The sequence below is a fragment of the Billgrantia antri genome, from assembly GCF_019430905.1.
Classification (GTDB): domain Bacteria; phylum Pseudomonadota; class Gammaproteobacteria; order Pseudomonadales; family Halomonadaceae; genus Halomonas; species Halomonas antri.
In genome coordinates this window covers 263,127-279,005 of the sequence record NZ_JAHYCA010000006.1, presented here as the reverse complement: position 1 = coordinate 279,005, position 15,879 = coordinate 263,127, and the positions used below count along the sequence as shown (strand labels likewise).

The following is a 15,879-nucleotide window of genomic DNA, read 5'->3' as shown; positions in this document are numbered from 1 at the left end:
TTATTCGTAACTATATAAGCACTCCTCATTCCCTGTTGCCACCAGTGGCGTGTAGGAAATTCGCCATTCCTTTCTAAAGCTTGATATGGGTCACCCACCTCAAACCACCTCCGCCACTTCCTCAAACGCCAGCCTCGGCCCCCTTGGCCGCTGGCTCTCGGGGTCGCCCGTGCCGAGGTTGACCAGGAAGTTGCTCTTGTAGCGGCCGTCGGGGAAGAACTCCTCGTCGACCATGGCGTTGTCGAAGCCGCTCATGGGGCCGGCGTCGAGCCCCAGCATGCGGGCGGCGATAATGAGGTAGGCGCCCTGCAGGGTGCCGTTGCGCCAGGCGGTATCGCTGGTCGTTTCCGGGTTTTCGGCAAAGCGTTCGCGGGCGTTGGGCGAGCTGGGAAACACCTTGGGCATGTGTTCGTAGAAGCGGGTATCGACGGCAACGATCACGGTGACCGGGGCTTCGTGAGCCTTGTCGCGGTTGGCTTCGGAGAGCGCCGGCAGCAGGCGCGACTTGCCCTCTTCGCTCATCACGAAGACGTAGCGAGCCGGCTGACTGTTCATCGAGGTCGGCCCCCACTTCAGCAGGTCGTAGAGCTGGCGCAGGGTGGCCTCGTCGACGGGCTCCGGCCGGAAGCCGTAGTGGGTCCGCGCTTGGCGGAAGACGGTGTCGAGCGCGGTGTCGTCAAGTGGCTGACGAGGCATGGAAATCTCCAGGTCGCGGTATTCTTAGACTCTACGCCTTTGCCGGTGGCCCGTCACGGCCGGCCGCCCCAACGCTAGCCGTTCAGCCAGCCGATGCCGGCATTGAGGTACCCCGCGAAGCTGACCCATGCCAGGTAGGGCACCAGCAGCCAGGCGGCGAGCGACGACACGCGGGCGAAACGGCTGATCGTCAGCAGGATAAGGCCCCACAGCAGCACCAGGTCGGCCAGGGCGACGAAGACCCAGTGCAGGCCGAAGAACAGGATCGACCACAGCCCGTTGGCCGCGAGCTGGGCGACGAACGGCCACAGCACCGTGACGCGCTCGGCCGCCGGCACCCGCAGCGTGACCCGCCACGGCCATCATCAGGTAGAGCGTCGTCCAGGCCACCGGGAACAGCCAGTCGGGCGGGGTGAGCGGGGGCTTGTCGAGTTCGGCGTACCAGGTGCCGGGGGGCGTGAAGGCCCCGACCATCGCCACGAGGGCGACCAGCAGCAGCCAGCCGGACAGGATAGCCATCGAGTGGCGGGAGGCGACGGGGGCGCCAACCATGATCAACTCCTTTGTGTCTCGGTGCCGCCAGTGTGGGATGCCGCTTCGGCAAATGCTACTTTCATAAGGCATACCTTCATTGCCTGACAAGGAATCCCTCATGCCCCGTTGCCGTTTCCTGCCGTTCGTGTGCGCTGCCCTGATGCTCCTCGCCTCTCCCCTGGCCCTGGCGCAATCCAGCGAGCGCGAATACCAGGCCTACGAGGACGCCCTGGCCCGCGGCGAGCGCCAGGCCAACCTGTGGCGGTACGGCTGGGCCGGGGTCTATGCCACTTCATTGGCGTTCAATACCTATCAGGCCAGCGAGGCGGACGACCGCGACGACCGTTACGATGCCCGAGTGGGCGTGATGAAGTCGGCGCTGGCGCTGGCCGGCACGCTGATGGATCGCCAGCCGCACCCGGCCGCCTACCGCGAGCTGCGCGAAGGCGATGGCGATATCGAGAGCGCTCGCCGGTTGTTGCATGAAGTGGCCGAGGAGGAACGCCAACGCCGCAGCCTGGAGGCACGCCTGGGCTCGCTGGCGATCAATGCCGCGTCCGGGTTGTTGATCGCCGTGGGTGACGGCCGCGAGCGTGACGGGGCGATCAACTTCGCGACGGGCATGCTGATCAGCGAGCTGCAGCTACAGACCCAGCCGCGCCAGGCCTCAGTGGCCATCAATCGCTTCAAGCCGGCACGGGTGTCGCTGGGCGACGTGCATCTCAAGGGCGAGTACGCCTTCCTGGTAAGCCCGAACCAGGTCGGCGTGGCGCTGCGCTACTGAAAGGAACGGCTTAGCGGTACGACGCAACGCGTCTACCGGCATAGGGTAAGTGGCCGCTTGGCCTGGCATGTTTTGTTATGATATAACATATCTCACATCACGACCTGACACTTGCCATGCTCGACTCACTGCTCTGGTGGCTCACGTCACCTTTCGACTATGTCTTCATGCGCCGCGCCCTGGCGGCCTGCCTGGCGCTCTCGCTCACGGCGCCGATTCTCGGCGTTCTGCTGTCGCTGCGTGGCATGAGCCTGATGGGCGAGGCGCTGTCGCACGCCATCATGCCGGGCGTTGCCATTGCCTTCATGCTGGCCGGCTTCTCCCTGCCATTGATGATGCTCGGGGGCGTGCTGGCGGGCCTGGTCACCGTGTCGCTTGCCGGTGGCGTGACGCAGTTCAGCGGCCTCAAGGAGGACGCCGCCATGGCCAGCCTGTTCCTGATTGCCATGGCCGGCGGGGTGACCATCGTCAGCCTCTCGGGCAACGCCCTGGATCTCGGGCATGTCCTGTTCGGCAGCATATTGGCGGTGGACGGCCGCACGTTGGGGCTGGTGGCGCTGGGCAGCAGCACCATCCTGGTCGGCTTGGCCATTTCCTTTCGCGCCTTGGTGGTCGAGTGCCTCGATCCGCTGTTCCTGACGCTGCAGGGGCGTCACGCCGGCTGGACGCACGCCCTGTTCATGGTCCTGGTGGTGGTCAGCCTGGTGATGGGGTTTCAAACGCTGGGCACGCTGATGGCGGCCGGGTTGATGCTGCTGCCCGCCGCGGCGGCGCGCTACTGGAGCCAGCGGCTCGAGGGCATGATCGCCATTGCCATCGGCATCGCCCTGGCTTCCAGCGTGACGGGGCTACTGGTTTCCTACCATGCTGGCCTGCCTTCCGGCCCTTCGATTATCCTGCTGGCGGGGCTGGGGTATTGCGTGTCGGTCGTACTGGGCCCCTACCGGGGGCTGAAAGCGGGCTCCCTTCGGCCGAAGCGTGTCATGGCGTCGCGCCATGCCGGGCAGTTACGCTGATGGTTCCCTTTTGCGATGAAACCAGGATACTGCGGCCCTTGGATCCGGTGATGGCCGTCACCACATGTCTCACATGTCGCATTCACGACTCCCACTTTGCCGATCGACTTGTTATGTTATATCTTAATTGGTTTTGCGAGGGCCTCTGATGGCACACCGCACACATCGGCATCGCCCTGAGGGGCCATGCCATTTTTCGTTGATGTCGCTTTCCGCTACGCGTCGCCTGCTGTTGGCCGCCGCGCCGCTGGGCGTGCTCTGGCTCGCCGTCTCCTGGGCGGCAGGTTGGTGGGGCTGATGGCCGAGGCACAACCTTCTCGCCTGGAGCTTCACGACCTGCAGCTGGCCCAGGCCAACCGTACCGTGCTCGAACACGTCAGCGGGCGCTTTCGCGACGGTGCGATCACCGCCCTGGTCGGCGCCAACGGCGCCGGCAAGAGCACCCTGATCCAGGGCATCATGGGCATGCTGCGCCCGGTGAAAGGCGAAGTGCGCTGCACCGTACCCAAGGAGCGGCGCGCCTGGCTGCCCCAGCAGCTGGCACTCGATCTCACCTTCCCCATGAGCGTGGAAGAGCTGGTGATGACCGGCAGCTGGCCGAGCCACGGCGCGCTCACCGGCTACTGCGCGCGCCATTACCGGCGCGGTCGCGAGGTGATGGCGCGCCTGGGCATCTCGCACCTGGCCCACCGCCCGCTGGGCGAGCTTTCCGGCGGCCAGCGCCAGCGCGCGCTGATCGGCCGCACCCTGATGCAGGAAGCCGAGCTGCTGCTGCTCGACGAGCCCTTCGCCAACGTCGATGCGGAAACCGTCGAGGTGCTGATGACGGTACTCCGCGACATGGCCGCCGAAGGCGCCACCATCATCGTGGTACTGCACGACATGGAGCAGTTGGCTCGCCTGGCCGAAGAGGTCGTGGTGCTGGCGGGTGGCCATGCCCGCTGGACCACCACCCAGGCCATCGTCCAGAGCCACCCCAGCGCCATCGATTCGGCACGTTTCGCACTGGGCATCCCGGGGGTCGACGCATGATGGAGCTGCTTCACGAGTGGCTGGTCGCCCCCTTCGACTACGGTTTCATGCGCCGCGCGGCGGTGGCCGGCCTGGCCCTGTCGCTGGCGGCCCCGCCCATGGGCGTGTTCCTGATGCTGCGCGGCATGAGCCTGATCGGCGATGCCATGGCCCATGCCATTCTGCCCGGCGTGGCGCTGGGCTTTTTGCTGGCGGGCTTTTCGCTGCCGATCATGAGTCTGGGTGGCGTGCTGTCGGGGCTGCTGATCGCGGTACTGGCGGGTAGCGTGTCGCAGATGACCGGTCATCGGGAGGACTCGGCCATGGCCAGCTTCTTCCTGATTTCGCTGGCGGCGGGCGTCATGCTGGTCTCGCTGGGAGGCAGCAGCGTCGACCTGACCCATGTGCTGTTCGGTTCGATCCTGGCGGTGAACTCCACCGCGCTGCTGCTGATCGCGTCGATCAGCAGCGTGATCGTGATCACCCTGGCACTGATCTTCCGCGCCCTGGTGGTGGAGTGTCTCGACCCGCTGTTCCTGCGCGGCCAGGGCATGCAGGGCAGCTTGGTGCATGGCGTATTCCTCGGCCTGGTGGTGCTCAACCTCACCGCCGGCTTCCAGACCCTGGGCACCTTGATGGCCGTGGGGCTGATGATGCTACCGGCCACCACGGCGCGCTTCTGGAGCAAGCGCCTGGAGGGTCTGATCACCATTGCCGTCCTGCTGGCCGCTTTCGCCAGCCTCGGCGGCCTGCTGCTCTCGTACCATCTCAGCGTGCCTTCGGGGCCGGCGATCATCCTGCTGGCGGGCGTGGGCTACGTGCTCTCTGCCCTGCTCGGCCGTCACCACAGCCTGAGGGCGAAGCTGCAGCGTCATGCCATACCGCTCGGCGCGCCCGAATCTCACTGAACTTGCACCACACCACTCGCCATTCGAGGAGACTTCCCATGCGACACCTCACACCCGCCACGCTGATGCTGGGCGCTTCGGCCATGCTGGCGCTGCCCGCCGCCATGGCCGCCGAACGCGTTCAGGTCGTCACCAGCTTCAGCATTCTGGCCGATATGGCGCAGAACGTGGGCGGTGAACACGTGGAGGTCACCTCGCTGGTCGGTCCCGACAGCGACACGCATGTCTTCTCCCCCAGCCCGCGTGATGCGCGCTCGCTGGCCGAAGCCGACCTGGTGGTGTTCAACGGCCTGCAGTTCGAAGGCTGGATGGAGCGGCTGGTCGAGTCCAGCGACTACAGCGGCCCGCTGGTCACGGCCAGCGACGGCATCGACACGCTCGACTACCATGGCCACGACCATGCGCATGCCCACGGTCACGACGACCATGAGGATGACCACGACGATCACGGGCACGACGATCACGACCATGACGACGAAGAGCATGGGCACGATGATCATGGCCATGATGACCACGACGATCACGGCCATGACGAGGCGACGGCCCACGACGATCATGCCCATGGCGACGACGACCCGCACGGCTGGCAGGACCTGGCCATGGGCAAGGTCTATATCGGCAATATCCGCGATGGCCTGATCGAGGCGGACCCGGACAACGAAGCCGCCTACCGCGAGAACGCCGAGCGCTACATCAACGAGCTGGAAGCCACCGATGCCGAGATCCGCGAGCTGCTGGGCGAGATTCCGGATTCCACCAGCGTGATCACCGGCCACGACTCCTTCGGCTATTTCTCCAGTGCCTACGGCATTCGCTTCCTCTCGCCGGTGGGGCTCTCCACCGAGGCCGAACCCAGCGCCGCCGACATGGCTGAGCTGATCGACGTTATCCGCGAGCAGGACGTACGCGCCCTGTTCCACGAGAACATGACCAGCCCGGCAGTGATCAACCAGCTCGCCGAGGAGACCGGCCTGCCCATCGCCGGCACGCTGTATGCCGATGCCCTCGCTGCCGAAGGCGAAGCCAGCACCTACCTGGGCATGATGCGCCACAACGCCCAGGTACTGCACGACGCCCTGGCCGAAGCGGGCCATGACGATCATGATCATGATGATCATGGTCACGACCACGACGATCATGGCCATGACGAGCATGACCACGACGATCACGGTCACGATCACTAAACAAGGAACGGCATGAGCCAAGCAGCGCCTCGGTTATCTTCCCGATAATCGAGGCGCTGCTCGTTTGTGGCCTTGGAAGTGCGGCAACACCGCAACTTTAGTCGTGCTCGAAGAGCCCGGCGTCATCCCGACACCCACCTGACACCTTTCTGCCCCGCCTAGCGATAACCCTTTGGGCATCGGCCTTCGAGGCAATGCGTATTGGTGGGTCATGGCGTGCCCGTCTACGGTTGCGGCTGTGCCGCAATGGCCGCGTTGTTGCAATAACAACTGATACAACAAACAGGGAGGATGACGCATGCACGACGACCCTCAGCAAGCACCCGAAGCGACGAAACCCTTTCCCCACCTTTCCCGGCGCACCTTTCTCGGGGCGGCGGCGGCCGCAAGCGCGTCGGCAGTGCTCAAGCCCGGGCAGCTATTCGCCCAGCAGCGCCCCTGGGACGGCTCCCTCGTGCCTTACCCCGACCCTGCCATCGAGGTTCTCGATGAGCGTTTCGGCGCCTACCGCCTGGCCAATGCGGCGGTCGAACGCCTGGCCACCGGCTTTCGCTGGGCTGAGGGGCCGGTCTATTTCGGCGACGGTGGCTTTCTCGTCTGGAGCGACATCCCCAACAACCGCCAGATGCGCTGGCTCGAGGACACCGGCGAGGTAAGCGTCTATCGCGAACCCTCCCACAATTCCAATGGCAACACGCGGGATCGCGAGGGGCGGCTGCTGACCTGCGAGCATGACACCCGCCGGGTGACCCGTACCGAGCACGACGGCACCGTCACCGTGCTGGCCGATACATTCGAGGGCAAGCCGCTCAATGCCCCCAATGACGTCATCGTGCATCCCGATGGCGGCATCTGGTTCACCGATCCGGGCTACGGCATCCTGATGCACTACGAGGGCCATATCGCCGACTTCGAGCTACCCGAAGCCGTCTATCGCATCGATCCTGGCAACGGTCGGCTGCAGAAGATGGCCGAGGTCGCCAAGCCCAACGGCATCGCCTTCTCGCCCGACTACTCCCGCCTCTACGTGTCCGATACCGGAGGCACCCACACCCCCGGGCATCCTCACCAGATCCTGATGTGGGACGTCGTCGACGACGGCACGCGCCTGGCCAACGAGCGTCAGTTCGCCGAGGTCGGCCCGGGGTTCATCGACGGCATGGCCGCGGACATGGATGGCAACCTCTGGTGTGGCGCCGTCTTCGGCGGACTGTTCGATGCCGAGGACCACGACGGCGTGCATGTCTACGCCGACGACGGCACTCTCATCGGCAAGATCCACCTGCCGGAACCCTGCGCCAACGTCTGCTTCGGCGGCCCCAAGCGCAACCGCCTGTTCATGACCGCCAGCCAGTCGCTCTATGCCGTCTACGTAGAAGCCCAGGGGATGGCGGTCTGGGCCGGCAACTCCTAGTACTGGCCAAGCGTAACGGCCCCAGCGGAGGCAGCCCACTGCCTCCGCTTTTTTGATCCCTCACGCCCCCTCCTGCACTGGCACGATTCGTCACTCTCCTCCTCTTCGCGCCTTTCTCTGCTCCGTCGCCAGGGAAAGAATGGCACGAAATGCAAAAACTGTGGCGCGATGCGTAAACCTGACGAAGTGCTTTCTTCCTACCATGAACGAGCATGCCAGGGGACATCCGGGCTCTCACAGCAAGCCCACACCCTGTGCACAAAAGTTCACCAAACCATGCACAGACTTATCCACAGCTACTGCAAAGAAAACGAAAACGCCACAACAACAAACAAAGGCCACACCATGCCAATAGCACGCCGCTTCGCCCTGGGGGCGCTTGCCGCCTCGATCCTGCTCGCCGCTCAGACCGCACATGCCGAGGTCACCGACAATGCAATACGCATCGGCTACCTGGCCGACATGTCCGGCCCTTACCGCGACCCCATCGGGCCGAACGGCCTGGAAGCGGTGAAGATGGCCATCGAAGACGTCGGCGGCAGCGTGGCCGGTGCCGGCATCGAGCTCTTCAGCGCCGACGACCGCAACAGTCCCGACGTGGGCTCGAGCGTGGTGCGCGAGTGGATCGATCAGCGCAATGTCGACATGGTCACTGGCCTGGTGGCGTCCTCGGTCACCCTGGCCGCGGTACGGCTGCTGGAGGAAGAGAATCGCCTGGGCCTGGTCAACGGCGCCGTCTCCTCCGGGGTGACCAACGAGAGCTGCTCGCCCAATCATATTCACTGGGTCTACGACACCTGGGCGATGTCCAACGGCACCGCCAAGGCCATCACCCAGGAGGGTCACCAGAACTGGTACCTGCTCAGCGCCGACTACGCCTTCGGTCATGCGCTGGAGGCCGATGTGGAGCGGGTGGTCACCGACAACGGCGGCACCGTCGTGGGCAAGGCGCGCCACCCCTTCCCCAGCAGCGACTTCTCCTCGTTCCTGCTGCAGGCCCAGGCCTCCGGCGCCGACGTGATCGCCCTCAACAATGCCGGCGCCGATACCATCAACGCCATCACTACCGCCGGCGAGTTCGGCATCACCCAGGCAGGGCAAGTGCTGGCCGGCATGGTGCTGTTCAGCACCGACGTGCGCAGCATCGGCCTGGAGGCCGCCCAGGGGCTGCAGTTCACCAAGGCCTGGTACTACGACCTCAACGACGAGACCCGCGCCTGGGCCGAGCGCTTCCGTGAGCGCACCGGCAGCATGCCGACCATGGTCCACGCCGGGCTCTACTCCAGCACCCTGCACTACCTCCAGGCGGTCGATGCCGTCGGTACTGACGAGGCTCAGGCCGTGCGCCGCCAGATGGCCGACACGCCGATCAACGACGTCTTCGCCACGGGCGGCTACATCCGCGAGGACGGACGCATGGTCCACGACATGTACCTAGTCGAGGTGAAGACGCCCGAGGAAGCGCAGAACGAGGACGATCTGTTCCGCGTGGTGCGCACCATTCCCGCCGAGGAGGCGTTCCGTCCGCTGTCGGAGAGCAAGTGTCACCTGGTCGACAACAACTGAGCCTTTCGCTTACGCCACGCGAACAAGCACAAGAGGACGCCATGAGTCACGTAGCCAAGAACGCGCACGGCAGGATCCAGCAGAACACCATCGGCGCCGCGCTCAGCCGCAGCGCACGCAAGCACGGCGCCAAGCTGGCGCTGACTTTTGAGGGTCGGCGTTGGTCCTATGCCGAACTCGACCGGGCGGCGAACCGGGTCGCCAATCGCCTGCTCGCCTCGGGCCTGGTACCCGGCGATCGCCTGGCCGCCTACGGCAAGAACTCCGACGCCTACGTGATCGCCTGGCTGGCCGCCACCCGCGCCGGTCTGGTGCACGTGCCGATCAACTTCGCCCTCGGCGCCGACGAGCTGCGCTACATCCTCGAGCAGTCCGGCGCTGCGGGGCTGCTCAGCGACCTGAGCCTGGCCGACAACGTCATCAGGGCGAGCGAGGGCCTGGAGCTTGCGCTCTCCGGCACCCTGCACGCCGAACGGCCGCAAGGCTTTGACGTGCTGCAGGTCGCCCTCGATGGCGACGACACCGACGATGACGAGCCGGACGTCGCCATCGACGCCGCCAGCCTGGCGCAATTGCTCTACACCTCGGGCACCACGGCGGCACCCAAGGCGGCGATGATGACCCACCAGGCTTTGCTCGCCGAGTACATGGCCTGCATGGTCGAACTCGACATCAAGGGCGACGAGCCGATGCTGGCCGCCCTGCCGCTCTACCACTCGGCACAGATGCACGTGTTCCTGATGCCGGCACTGCTACTCGGTGCTCCGGTGCACCTGCGCATGGCGCCACTGCCCGACGACTGTCTGGTGCAGATGGCAAGCCAGGGCATCGTCTCGTTCTTTGCCCCGCCCACGGTATGGATCAGCCTGCTGCGCCACCCCGACTTCGATTCCTTCGATCTCACGGCACTGAAAAAGGCCTACTACGGCGCTTCGATCATGCCGGTGCCGATACTCGAGGAACTACAGCAGCGCCTGCCCGGAGTCGGGCTGTACAACTGCTACGGCCAGAGCGAGATCGCCCCGCTGGCGACCGTGCTGCGCCCCGAGGAGCATGCCGAGCGTCCGGCGTCGGCGGGTCGCCCGATCCTCACCGTGGAAACCCGCGTGGTCGACCTCGAGATGCACGACGTGCCGCCCGGCGAGCACGGCGAGATCGTGCATCGCTCGCCGCAGCTGCTCACCGGTTACTGGGACAAGCCCGACATGACCGAAGAGGCCTTCATTGGCGGCTGGTTCCACTCCGGCGATGTGGGCTACTTCGACGAGACGGGCTACCTCTATGTGGTCGACCGCATCAAGGACGTGATCAACACCGGCGGCGTGGTGGTGGCCAGTCGCGAAGTCGAGGAGGGGCTGTTCAAGCATCCCGCCGTTTCCGAGGTGGCCGTGATCGGGCTGCCCGATGCGAAGTGGATCGAGGCGATCACCGCCGTGGTGGTGCCCCGTGAGGGCATGGAGGTGAGCGAGGCCGAGCTGATCGAGCACGCCAAGGGGTGTATGGCCCCCTACAAGGTGCCCAAGCGCATTCTATTTGCCGATGCCCTGCCCAAGAGCACCGCCGGCAAGATTCTCAAACGCCATCTGCGCAAGGAGCTGGGCTGACCCATGACGGAATCGCAAGACGACCTGACGCCGCTGTTTCACGACACCATTCGCCGCTTCCTCGAACAGGAGGTGGCGCCCCATTACGAGGCGTGGGAAGCCGCCGGCGAGATGCCGCGCTCGCTGTGGCAGAAGCTCGGCGAGGCCGGGTTGCTGGGTATCGACATGCCGGAGGAACTCGGCGGGGCCGGTGCCGATTTCGCCATCGTCCAACTGGCGCTGGAGGAGATCTCGCGCCAGGGCTTCGGCGGTCTGGCCAGCGCCTACAACATCCACGCCAATATCGTCATGCCCTACCTACTGCACATCGCTACCCCGACCCAGCGCGAACACTGGCTGCCGACCATGGCCCGAGGCGAAACGATCGGCGCCATCGCCATGACCGAGCCCGGCGCCGGCAGCGACCTGGCGGCGATGAAGACCCGCGCCAGCCGTACCGACAAGGGCTGGCGACTCGATGGCAGCAAGCTCTTCATTACCAACGGCCAGGTGGCCGACCTGGTCATCGTCTGCGCCAAGACCGACCCTGCAGCGGGAGCCCGCGGCGTGTCGCTGTTCCTGGTCGATACCACCCTTGCCGGCTTTTCCCGCGGTCAGCCGATCAAGAAGATCGGCCAGCACGCCAGCGATACCGCCGAGCTGTTCTTCGACGACCTGCATTTGCCGGAAGAGGCCCTGCTCGGCGAGGCGGGCGCCGGCTTCAGCTACCTGATGCAGGAACTGCCGCGGGAGCGCCTCGGCGTGGCGGCACAGGCGCTGGGCGCCATGGAAGGCGCGCTGGCGCTGACCCTCGACTACGTGCGCGAGCGCCGCGCCTTCGGTCGCGCCGTGGGCGATTTCCAGAACACCCGCTTCACCCTGGCCGAGGTGCGCGCCGAGATCGACATGGGCCGCGCCTACTTCGAGCAGTGCGTGGCCAAGCATCGCCTCGGCAAGATGAGCGCCACCGACGCCGCCATTCTCAAGCTGCAGCTCAGCGAGATGCAGTGCCGCACCATCGACGCCTGCCTGCAGCTTTTCGGCGGCTATGGTTATACGCGTGAATACCCGATTTCGCGCTTCTATCTGGATGCCCGCGTACAGACGCTCTACGCCGGCACCTCGGAAATCATGAAGGAAGTGATCGCTCGCTCGCTGCTCGGCAAGAGCACGGCGGCCTGAGCGCTTCGACAAGATTCGAACGACAGACAGGAGACACACCATGCGGCTCGATTCCGTGGTCATTCTCGGCAGTGCCCGCACCGCCATCGGCAGCTTCGGCGGCAGCCTGGCCGGGCTCGCCCCGCATGAGCTGGGCACCACGACCGCCCGCGAGGCGCTGGCCCGCGCCGGCGTCGAAGCCGGCCAGATCGACCACGCCGTGTACGGCCATATCATCACCACCGGGCCGCAGGACGCCTATCTGGCCCGGCACATTGCCTTGGACACTGGCGTGCCCGAGAGCGCGGCGGCGTTCAACGTCAACCGCCTGTGCGGTTCCGGCGTGCAGGCGATTCTCTCCGCGGCACAGCAGATCGTGCTCGGCGACAGCCGCCTGGCGCTGGCCGGCGGCGCCGAGTCGATGAGCCGCGGCGCCTACCTGTTGCCACCCCAGGCGCGCAACGGCCTGCGCATGGGCCACGCCAGCGTCACCGATCTGACCCTGGGCGTGCTCAGCGACCCCTTCGGCAGCGGCCACATGGGCGTGACCGCAGAGAACATTGCCAAGCGCTGCGGGCTCACGCGCGACGAGATCGACGACTTCGCGATGCAGAGCCACCACAAGGCCGCCCGCGCCATCGCCGAGGGCCGCTTCGACGGCCAGATCGTGCCGGTCACGGTGCGCGAGGGAAAGAAAGAGCGCCAGTTCGACCGCGACGAACACGTGCGCGACGGCGTTACCCTGGAGGACCTGGCCCGGCTCAAGCCCGCCTTCGCCAAGGAGGGCGTGGTCACCGCCGGCAACGCCTCGGGCATCAACGACGGTGCCGCCACGCTGGTGCTGGCCCACGCCGACGAGGCCGCACGCCGCGGACTCACGCCCCGCGCCCGACTGATCGGCGCCAGCACCGCCGGGGTCGAACCCGGCGTGATGGGCCTGGGGCCGATACCCGCCGTACGCCGCTGCCTCGACGAAGCCGGGCTCTCCATCGCCGACATCGACGTGATCGAGTCCAACGAGGCATTTGCCGCCCAGGCCATGGCGGTGGCCCGGGAGCTCGATTTCCCCGCCGAGCGCCTCAACCCCAACGGCGGCGCCGTGGCGCTGGGGCATCCGGTGGGTGCCACCGGTGCCATTCTGACGATCAAGGCACTGGCCGAGCTGGAGCGTACCGGCGGCCGCTACGGGCTGATCACCCTGTGTATCGGCGGCGGCCAGGGTATTGCGCTATTGATCGAAAGAACGCCTTAGGCCAGCGCACTCTCAGGACGGATACAAGTACAAGGAGCCGCAGATGAATACCGTCACACCGAAGATCCTCCCTGCCACGCCCTCGGCGACCAACCCACCGCTACTGATCGGCGAACTGCTCGATTCGGGCGTGCGCATGGCCGGCGACAACCAGATCGTCTACCGCGACCTGAGCCGCCACGACTACCGCCGCTTTCGCGAGCGGGTGCATCAGCTCGCCCATTTGCTCTCCCGTCAGGGCGTCGAGGCAGGCGACGTGGTGGCGGTGCTCGACTGGGACAGTCACCGCTACCTGGAGGCGTTCTTCGCCGTTCCCATGCTCGGCGCGGTGCTGCATACCGTGAACGTACGCCTCTCGCCGGAGCAGATTCACTACACCATGGAGCACGCCGAGGACGACTTCGTGCTGGTACACGAGGATTTCGTACCGCTGCTCGAGCCCCTCGCCTCTCGCCTGCCGCGCATCCGCGGCTACCTGCTGTGCCAGGACGCACCGGCCCAGCGAGAGAGTTCGCTCAACCTGGTCGGCGAATACGAGGCGCTGCTGGCCGAGCAGCCGACCCGCTACGACTTTCCCATCTTCGACGAGAACGCGGTGGCCACGCTGTTCTACACCACCGGCACGACCGGCAACCCCAAGGGTGTGTTCTTCACCCATCGCCAGCTGGTGCTGCACACCCTGGGCGAAGCCAGCACCTTCCAGAGCCCGGGCTTCGAGCTGCTCGACCGTGACAAGGTCTACATGCCGATCACGCCGATGTTTCACGTGCATGCCTGGGGCGTGCCCTACACCGCCACGCTATTGGGCGCCACCCAGGTCTACCCCGGGCGCTACGAGCCGGAAATGCTGGTCAAGCTGCTGGTCGGCGAGAAAGTCGACTTCTCTCACTGCGTGCCGACCCTGCTCAACATGGTGGTGAGCGCTGAAGCGATAACCTCGGGCAGGGTCGACCTCTCCGGCTGGAAGGTGCTGGTGGGCGGCAGCGCGCTGACCCAACCGCTGGCGCAGAAGGCCTGGAAGCTCGGCATCGACACTCGTAGCGCCTACGGCATGTCCGAGACCTGTCCTCTGCTAACCGCCGATATCCTGCCCCGTGACATCGCCGAGGCCGGCTTCGAGACCCAGTTGCCGTGGCGCTGCAAGGCCGGCGTGGCCGTTCCTCTGGTGCATCTTCAGGTGGTCGACGAGAGCGGTACACCGCTGCCCCACGACGGCGAGAGCGTCGGCGAAGTGCGCGTTCGCGCCCCCTGGTTGACCCAAGGCTACTACAAGGAGGAGGCCCGCAGCGAAGAGCTGTGGCGCGACGGCTGGCTGCACACCGGTGACGTGGCAGTGCTCGACGCGCGCGGCTTCCTGCAGATCCGTGACCGCATCAAGGACGTAATCAAGACCGGCGGTGAATGGATCTCCTCGCTGGAGCTGGAGAACCTGATCGGCCAATGCCCCGGCATCGCGGAGGTAGCGGTGATAGGCGTGCCCGACGAGAAGTGGGGTGAACGCCCCGCGGCGCTGGCGGTACCCAGCGATCTCAACACCCCGCCCAAGGCCGAAGAGGTGCAGGCGTTCCTCGAGCGCTTCGTCGAGGAGGGCCGCATCAACCGCTGGGCGATCCCCTCGCTCGTGCGCTTCGTCGACGAGATTCCCAAGACCAGCGTGGGCAAGCTCGACAAGAAGCGCATACGCCAGGAGGTTTGAATCAGACGCTGCGGATAAGCGGTACCGGCGCCCGCCGGTAGGCGGCGGGCGAGTTGCCCGTCCACGCCTTGAAGGCGCGGCTGAAGCAGGCCAGGTCGGTGAAGCCCAGCTCGTCGGCGATGGCCGGCAGCGACCGTTCGGAGCGAGTCAGTGCCTGGACGGCGAAGTCGCGCCGAAACTCGTCCTTTACCGCCTGGAAGTGAGTGCCCTCGTCGGCCAGCCGGCGTGCCAGGGTACGCACCGACATGTGCAGCGCCCTGGCCACATCATGCACCGAGCCCGACGTGGCCAGGTGCCGCATCAGGTGTTCCCGCACCCGGTGCGAGACCAGGCGATCGGCGAAGGAGACGTAGAACCAGTCGGCCGGCGCCCGACGCAGGAAGGCTCCCAGGTGCTGCTTGGTCTGGCGGATCGGCTGCTCCAGCAGGGCGGCATCGAAGTAGATAGCGGTCTGCGGCCGCTCGAAGCTCACCTTGCCCGGGTAGAAATAGAGGTAGTCGGCGCTGTGGGCCGGCTGGGCGTAGGCACACTCCATCATCTGCGGCGGGATCTTGCGCGCGATCATCCACGATGCGATGCCGTGGAACAGCTTGAGCATCAGCTCATGGATCAGAATGGGGCTGCCCGACAGCGGCCGATGCTCCACCAGGGCCACCCGCGCCAGACCATTCTCGATGCCGTATTCGTAGCCGAAGTCATCCAGCACGATGCGAAAGAACAGCGTATAGCGGTGCAGCGCCACCTTGAGCGTCGGCGCCTCCAGAACGCTCAGACACAGCAGTTTCAGCGTCCCTCCGCGCAGCGGGCGGGCGAAGAAACCCGGCGTCTCGTCGTCGTGCTCGTTGACCAGCAGGCGGTAGAGCGTGGCGAACTGGTCCACGGTCACCCGCCCGTGAGGGGCACTGAGCAGAAACGGCGAAATCCCGGCACGGGCAAGGTACGCCTCGCGAGCCGCCTCGCTCTCGGGCACCCCGCGGAACAGCTCGTTGACGAAATGCATGGATACCGTGACGGTCATGCCCCACTCCCTCCGGTTCCGGCCTGGCGACATCGAATCGCGTGCTCATGGTAAGT

The 15,879-nt window shown here is 65.9% G+C and carries 15 protein-coding genes and 1 pseudogene; 12 read left to right on the top strand and 4 right to left on the bottom strand.

The annotated features are described in order from the left end of the window. Nucleotides 1-99: 99 nt before the first annotated feature. The 3 genes and pseudogenes from KPL81_RS16635 to KPL81_RS20785 all read right to left on the bottom strand — a co-directional run. Nucleotides 100-696: a malonic semialdehyde reductase gene (locus KPL81_RS16635; protein WP_219793131.1), complete on the bottom strand. Its 597-nt coding sequence runs from the start codon at nt 694-696 to the stop codon at nt 100-102. 74 nt (nt 697-770) lie between these two features. Then, nucleotides 771-1,010 (bottom strand): TspO/MBR family protein, encoded by a 240-nt coding sequence (locus KPL81_RS20790; RefSeq protein WP_338035634.1) that lies wholly within the window; start codon nt 1,008-1,010, stop codon nt 771-773. A gap of 82 nt (nt 1,011-1,092) precedes the next feature. Further along, nucleotides 1,093-1,170 (bottom strand): annotated as a pseudogene (locus KPL81_RS20785) (TspO/MBR family protein); the annotation flags it as partial. Between the two features lie 178 nt (nt 1,171-1,348). Between KPL81_RS20785 and KPL81_RS16625 the strand changes: the two are divergent. From KPL81_RS16625 to KPL81_RS16570, 12 genes are all read left to right on the top strand, one after another. Next, on the top strand, nt 1,349-2,014 hold the full coding sequence (locus KPL81_RS16625; RefSeq protein ID WP_219793130.1) for a hypothetical protein: 666 nt from the start codon (nt 1,349-1,351) through the stop codon (nt 2,012-2,014). A 116-nt stretch (nt 2,015-2,130) separates the two neighbouring features. Continuing rightward, on the top strand, nt 2,131-3,030 hold the full coding sequence (locus KPL81_RS16620) for a metal ABC transporter permease (RefSeq protein WP_219793129.1): 900 nt from the start codon (nt 2,131-2,133) through the stop codon (nt 3,028-3,030). A 148-nt stretch (nt 3,031-3,178) separates the two neighbouring features. Beyond that, a complete protein-coding gene (locus tag KPL81_RS16615; RefSeq protein ID WP_162832591.1) occupies nt 3,179-3,328 on the top strand; it encodes a hypothetical protein in 150 nt (49 codons plus the stop codon). Further along, complete coding sequence (locus tag KPL81_RS16610; protein ID WP_219793128.1) at nt 3,328-4,062, top strand: metal ABC transporter ATP-binding protein; 735 nt, start codon at nt 3,328-3,330, stop codon at nt 4,060-4,062. The genes KPL81_RS16615 and KPL81_RS16610 overlap by 1 nt, the downstream gene beginning before the upstream one ends. Further along, nucleotides 4,059-4,949: a metal ABC transporter permease gene (locus KPL81_RS16605; protein WP_219793127.1), complete on the top strand. Its 891-nt coding sequence runs from the start codon at nt 4,059-4,061 to the stop codon at nt 4,947-4,949. The genes KPL81_RS16610 and KPL81_RS16605 overlap by 4 nt, the downstream gene beginning before the upstream one ends. Before the next feature lie 38 nt (nt 4,950-4,987). Next, on the top strand, nt 4,988-6,133 hold the full coding sequence (locus KPL81_RS16600; protein WP_219793126.1) for a metal ABC transporter solute-binding protein, Zn/Mn family: 1,146 nt from the start codon (nt 4,988-4,990) through the stop codon (nt 6,131-6,133). A gap of 298 nt (nt 6,134-6,431) precedes the next feature. Next, nucleotides 6,432-7,547, top strand: a complete 1,116-nt coding sequence (locus KPL81_RS16595) for an SMP-30/gluconolactonase/LRE family protein (protein ID WP_219793125.1) — start codon at nt 6,432-6,434, stop codon at nt 7,545-7,547. Between the two features lie 345 nt (nt 7,548-7,892). Further along, entirely contained in the window at nt 7,893-9,113 is a 1,221-nt protein-coding gene (locus tag KPL81_RS16590) for an ABC transporter substrate-binding protein (protein ID WP_219793124.1), read from the top strand. A 41-nt stretch (nt 9,114-9,154) separates the two neighbouring features. Further along, nucleotides 9,155-10,717, top strand: a complete 1,563-nt coding sequence (locus KPL81_RS16585; protein WP_219793123.1) for a fatty acyl-CoA synthetase — start codon at nt 9,155-9,157, stop codon at nt 10,715-10,717. Nucleotides 10,718-10,720: 3 nt separating this feature from the next. Beyond that, nucleotides 10,721-11,878: an acyl-CoA dehydrogenase family protein gene (locus KPL81_RS16580; protein ID WP_219793122.1), complete on the top strand. Its 1,158-nt coding sequence runs from the start codon at nt 10,721-10,723 to the stop codon at nt 11,876-11,878. A gap of 40 nt (nt 11,879-11,918) precedes the next feature. Continuing rightward, nucleotides 11,919-13,109, top strand: a complete 1,191-nt coding sequence (gene bktB, locus KPL81_RS16575) for a beta-ketothiolase BktB (protein ID WP_219793121.1) — start codon at nt 11,919-11,921, stop codon at nt 13,107-13,109. A 43-nt stretch (nt 13,110-13,152) separates the two neighbouring features. After that, nucleotides 13,153-14,805, top strand: a complete 1,653-nt coding sequence (locus KPL81_RS16570) for a fatty acid--CoA ligase (protein WP_219793120.1) — start codon at nt 13,153-13,155, stop codon at nt 14,803-14,805. A gap of 1 nt (nt 14,806) precedes the next feature. On the opposite strand, the gene KPL81_RS16565 is transcribed toward KPL81_RS16570, so the two are convergent. Further along, nucleotides 14,807-15,823 carry an AraC family transcriptional regulator gene (locus tag KPL81_RS16565; RefSeq protein WP_219793119.1) on the bottom strand — a complete coding sequence of 339 codons (1,017 nt, stop codon included), beginning with the start codon at nt 15,821-15,823 and terminating at the stop codon, nt 14,807-14,809. Nucleotides 15,824-15,879: the final 56 nt, after the last annotated feature.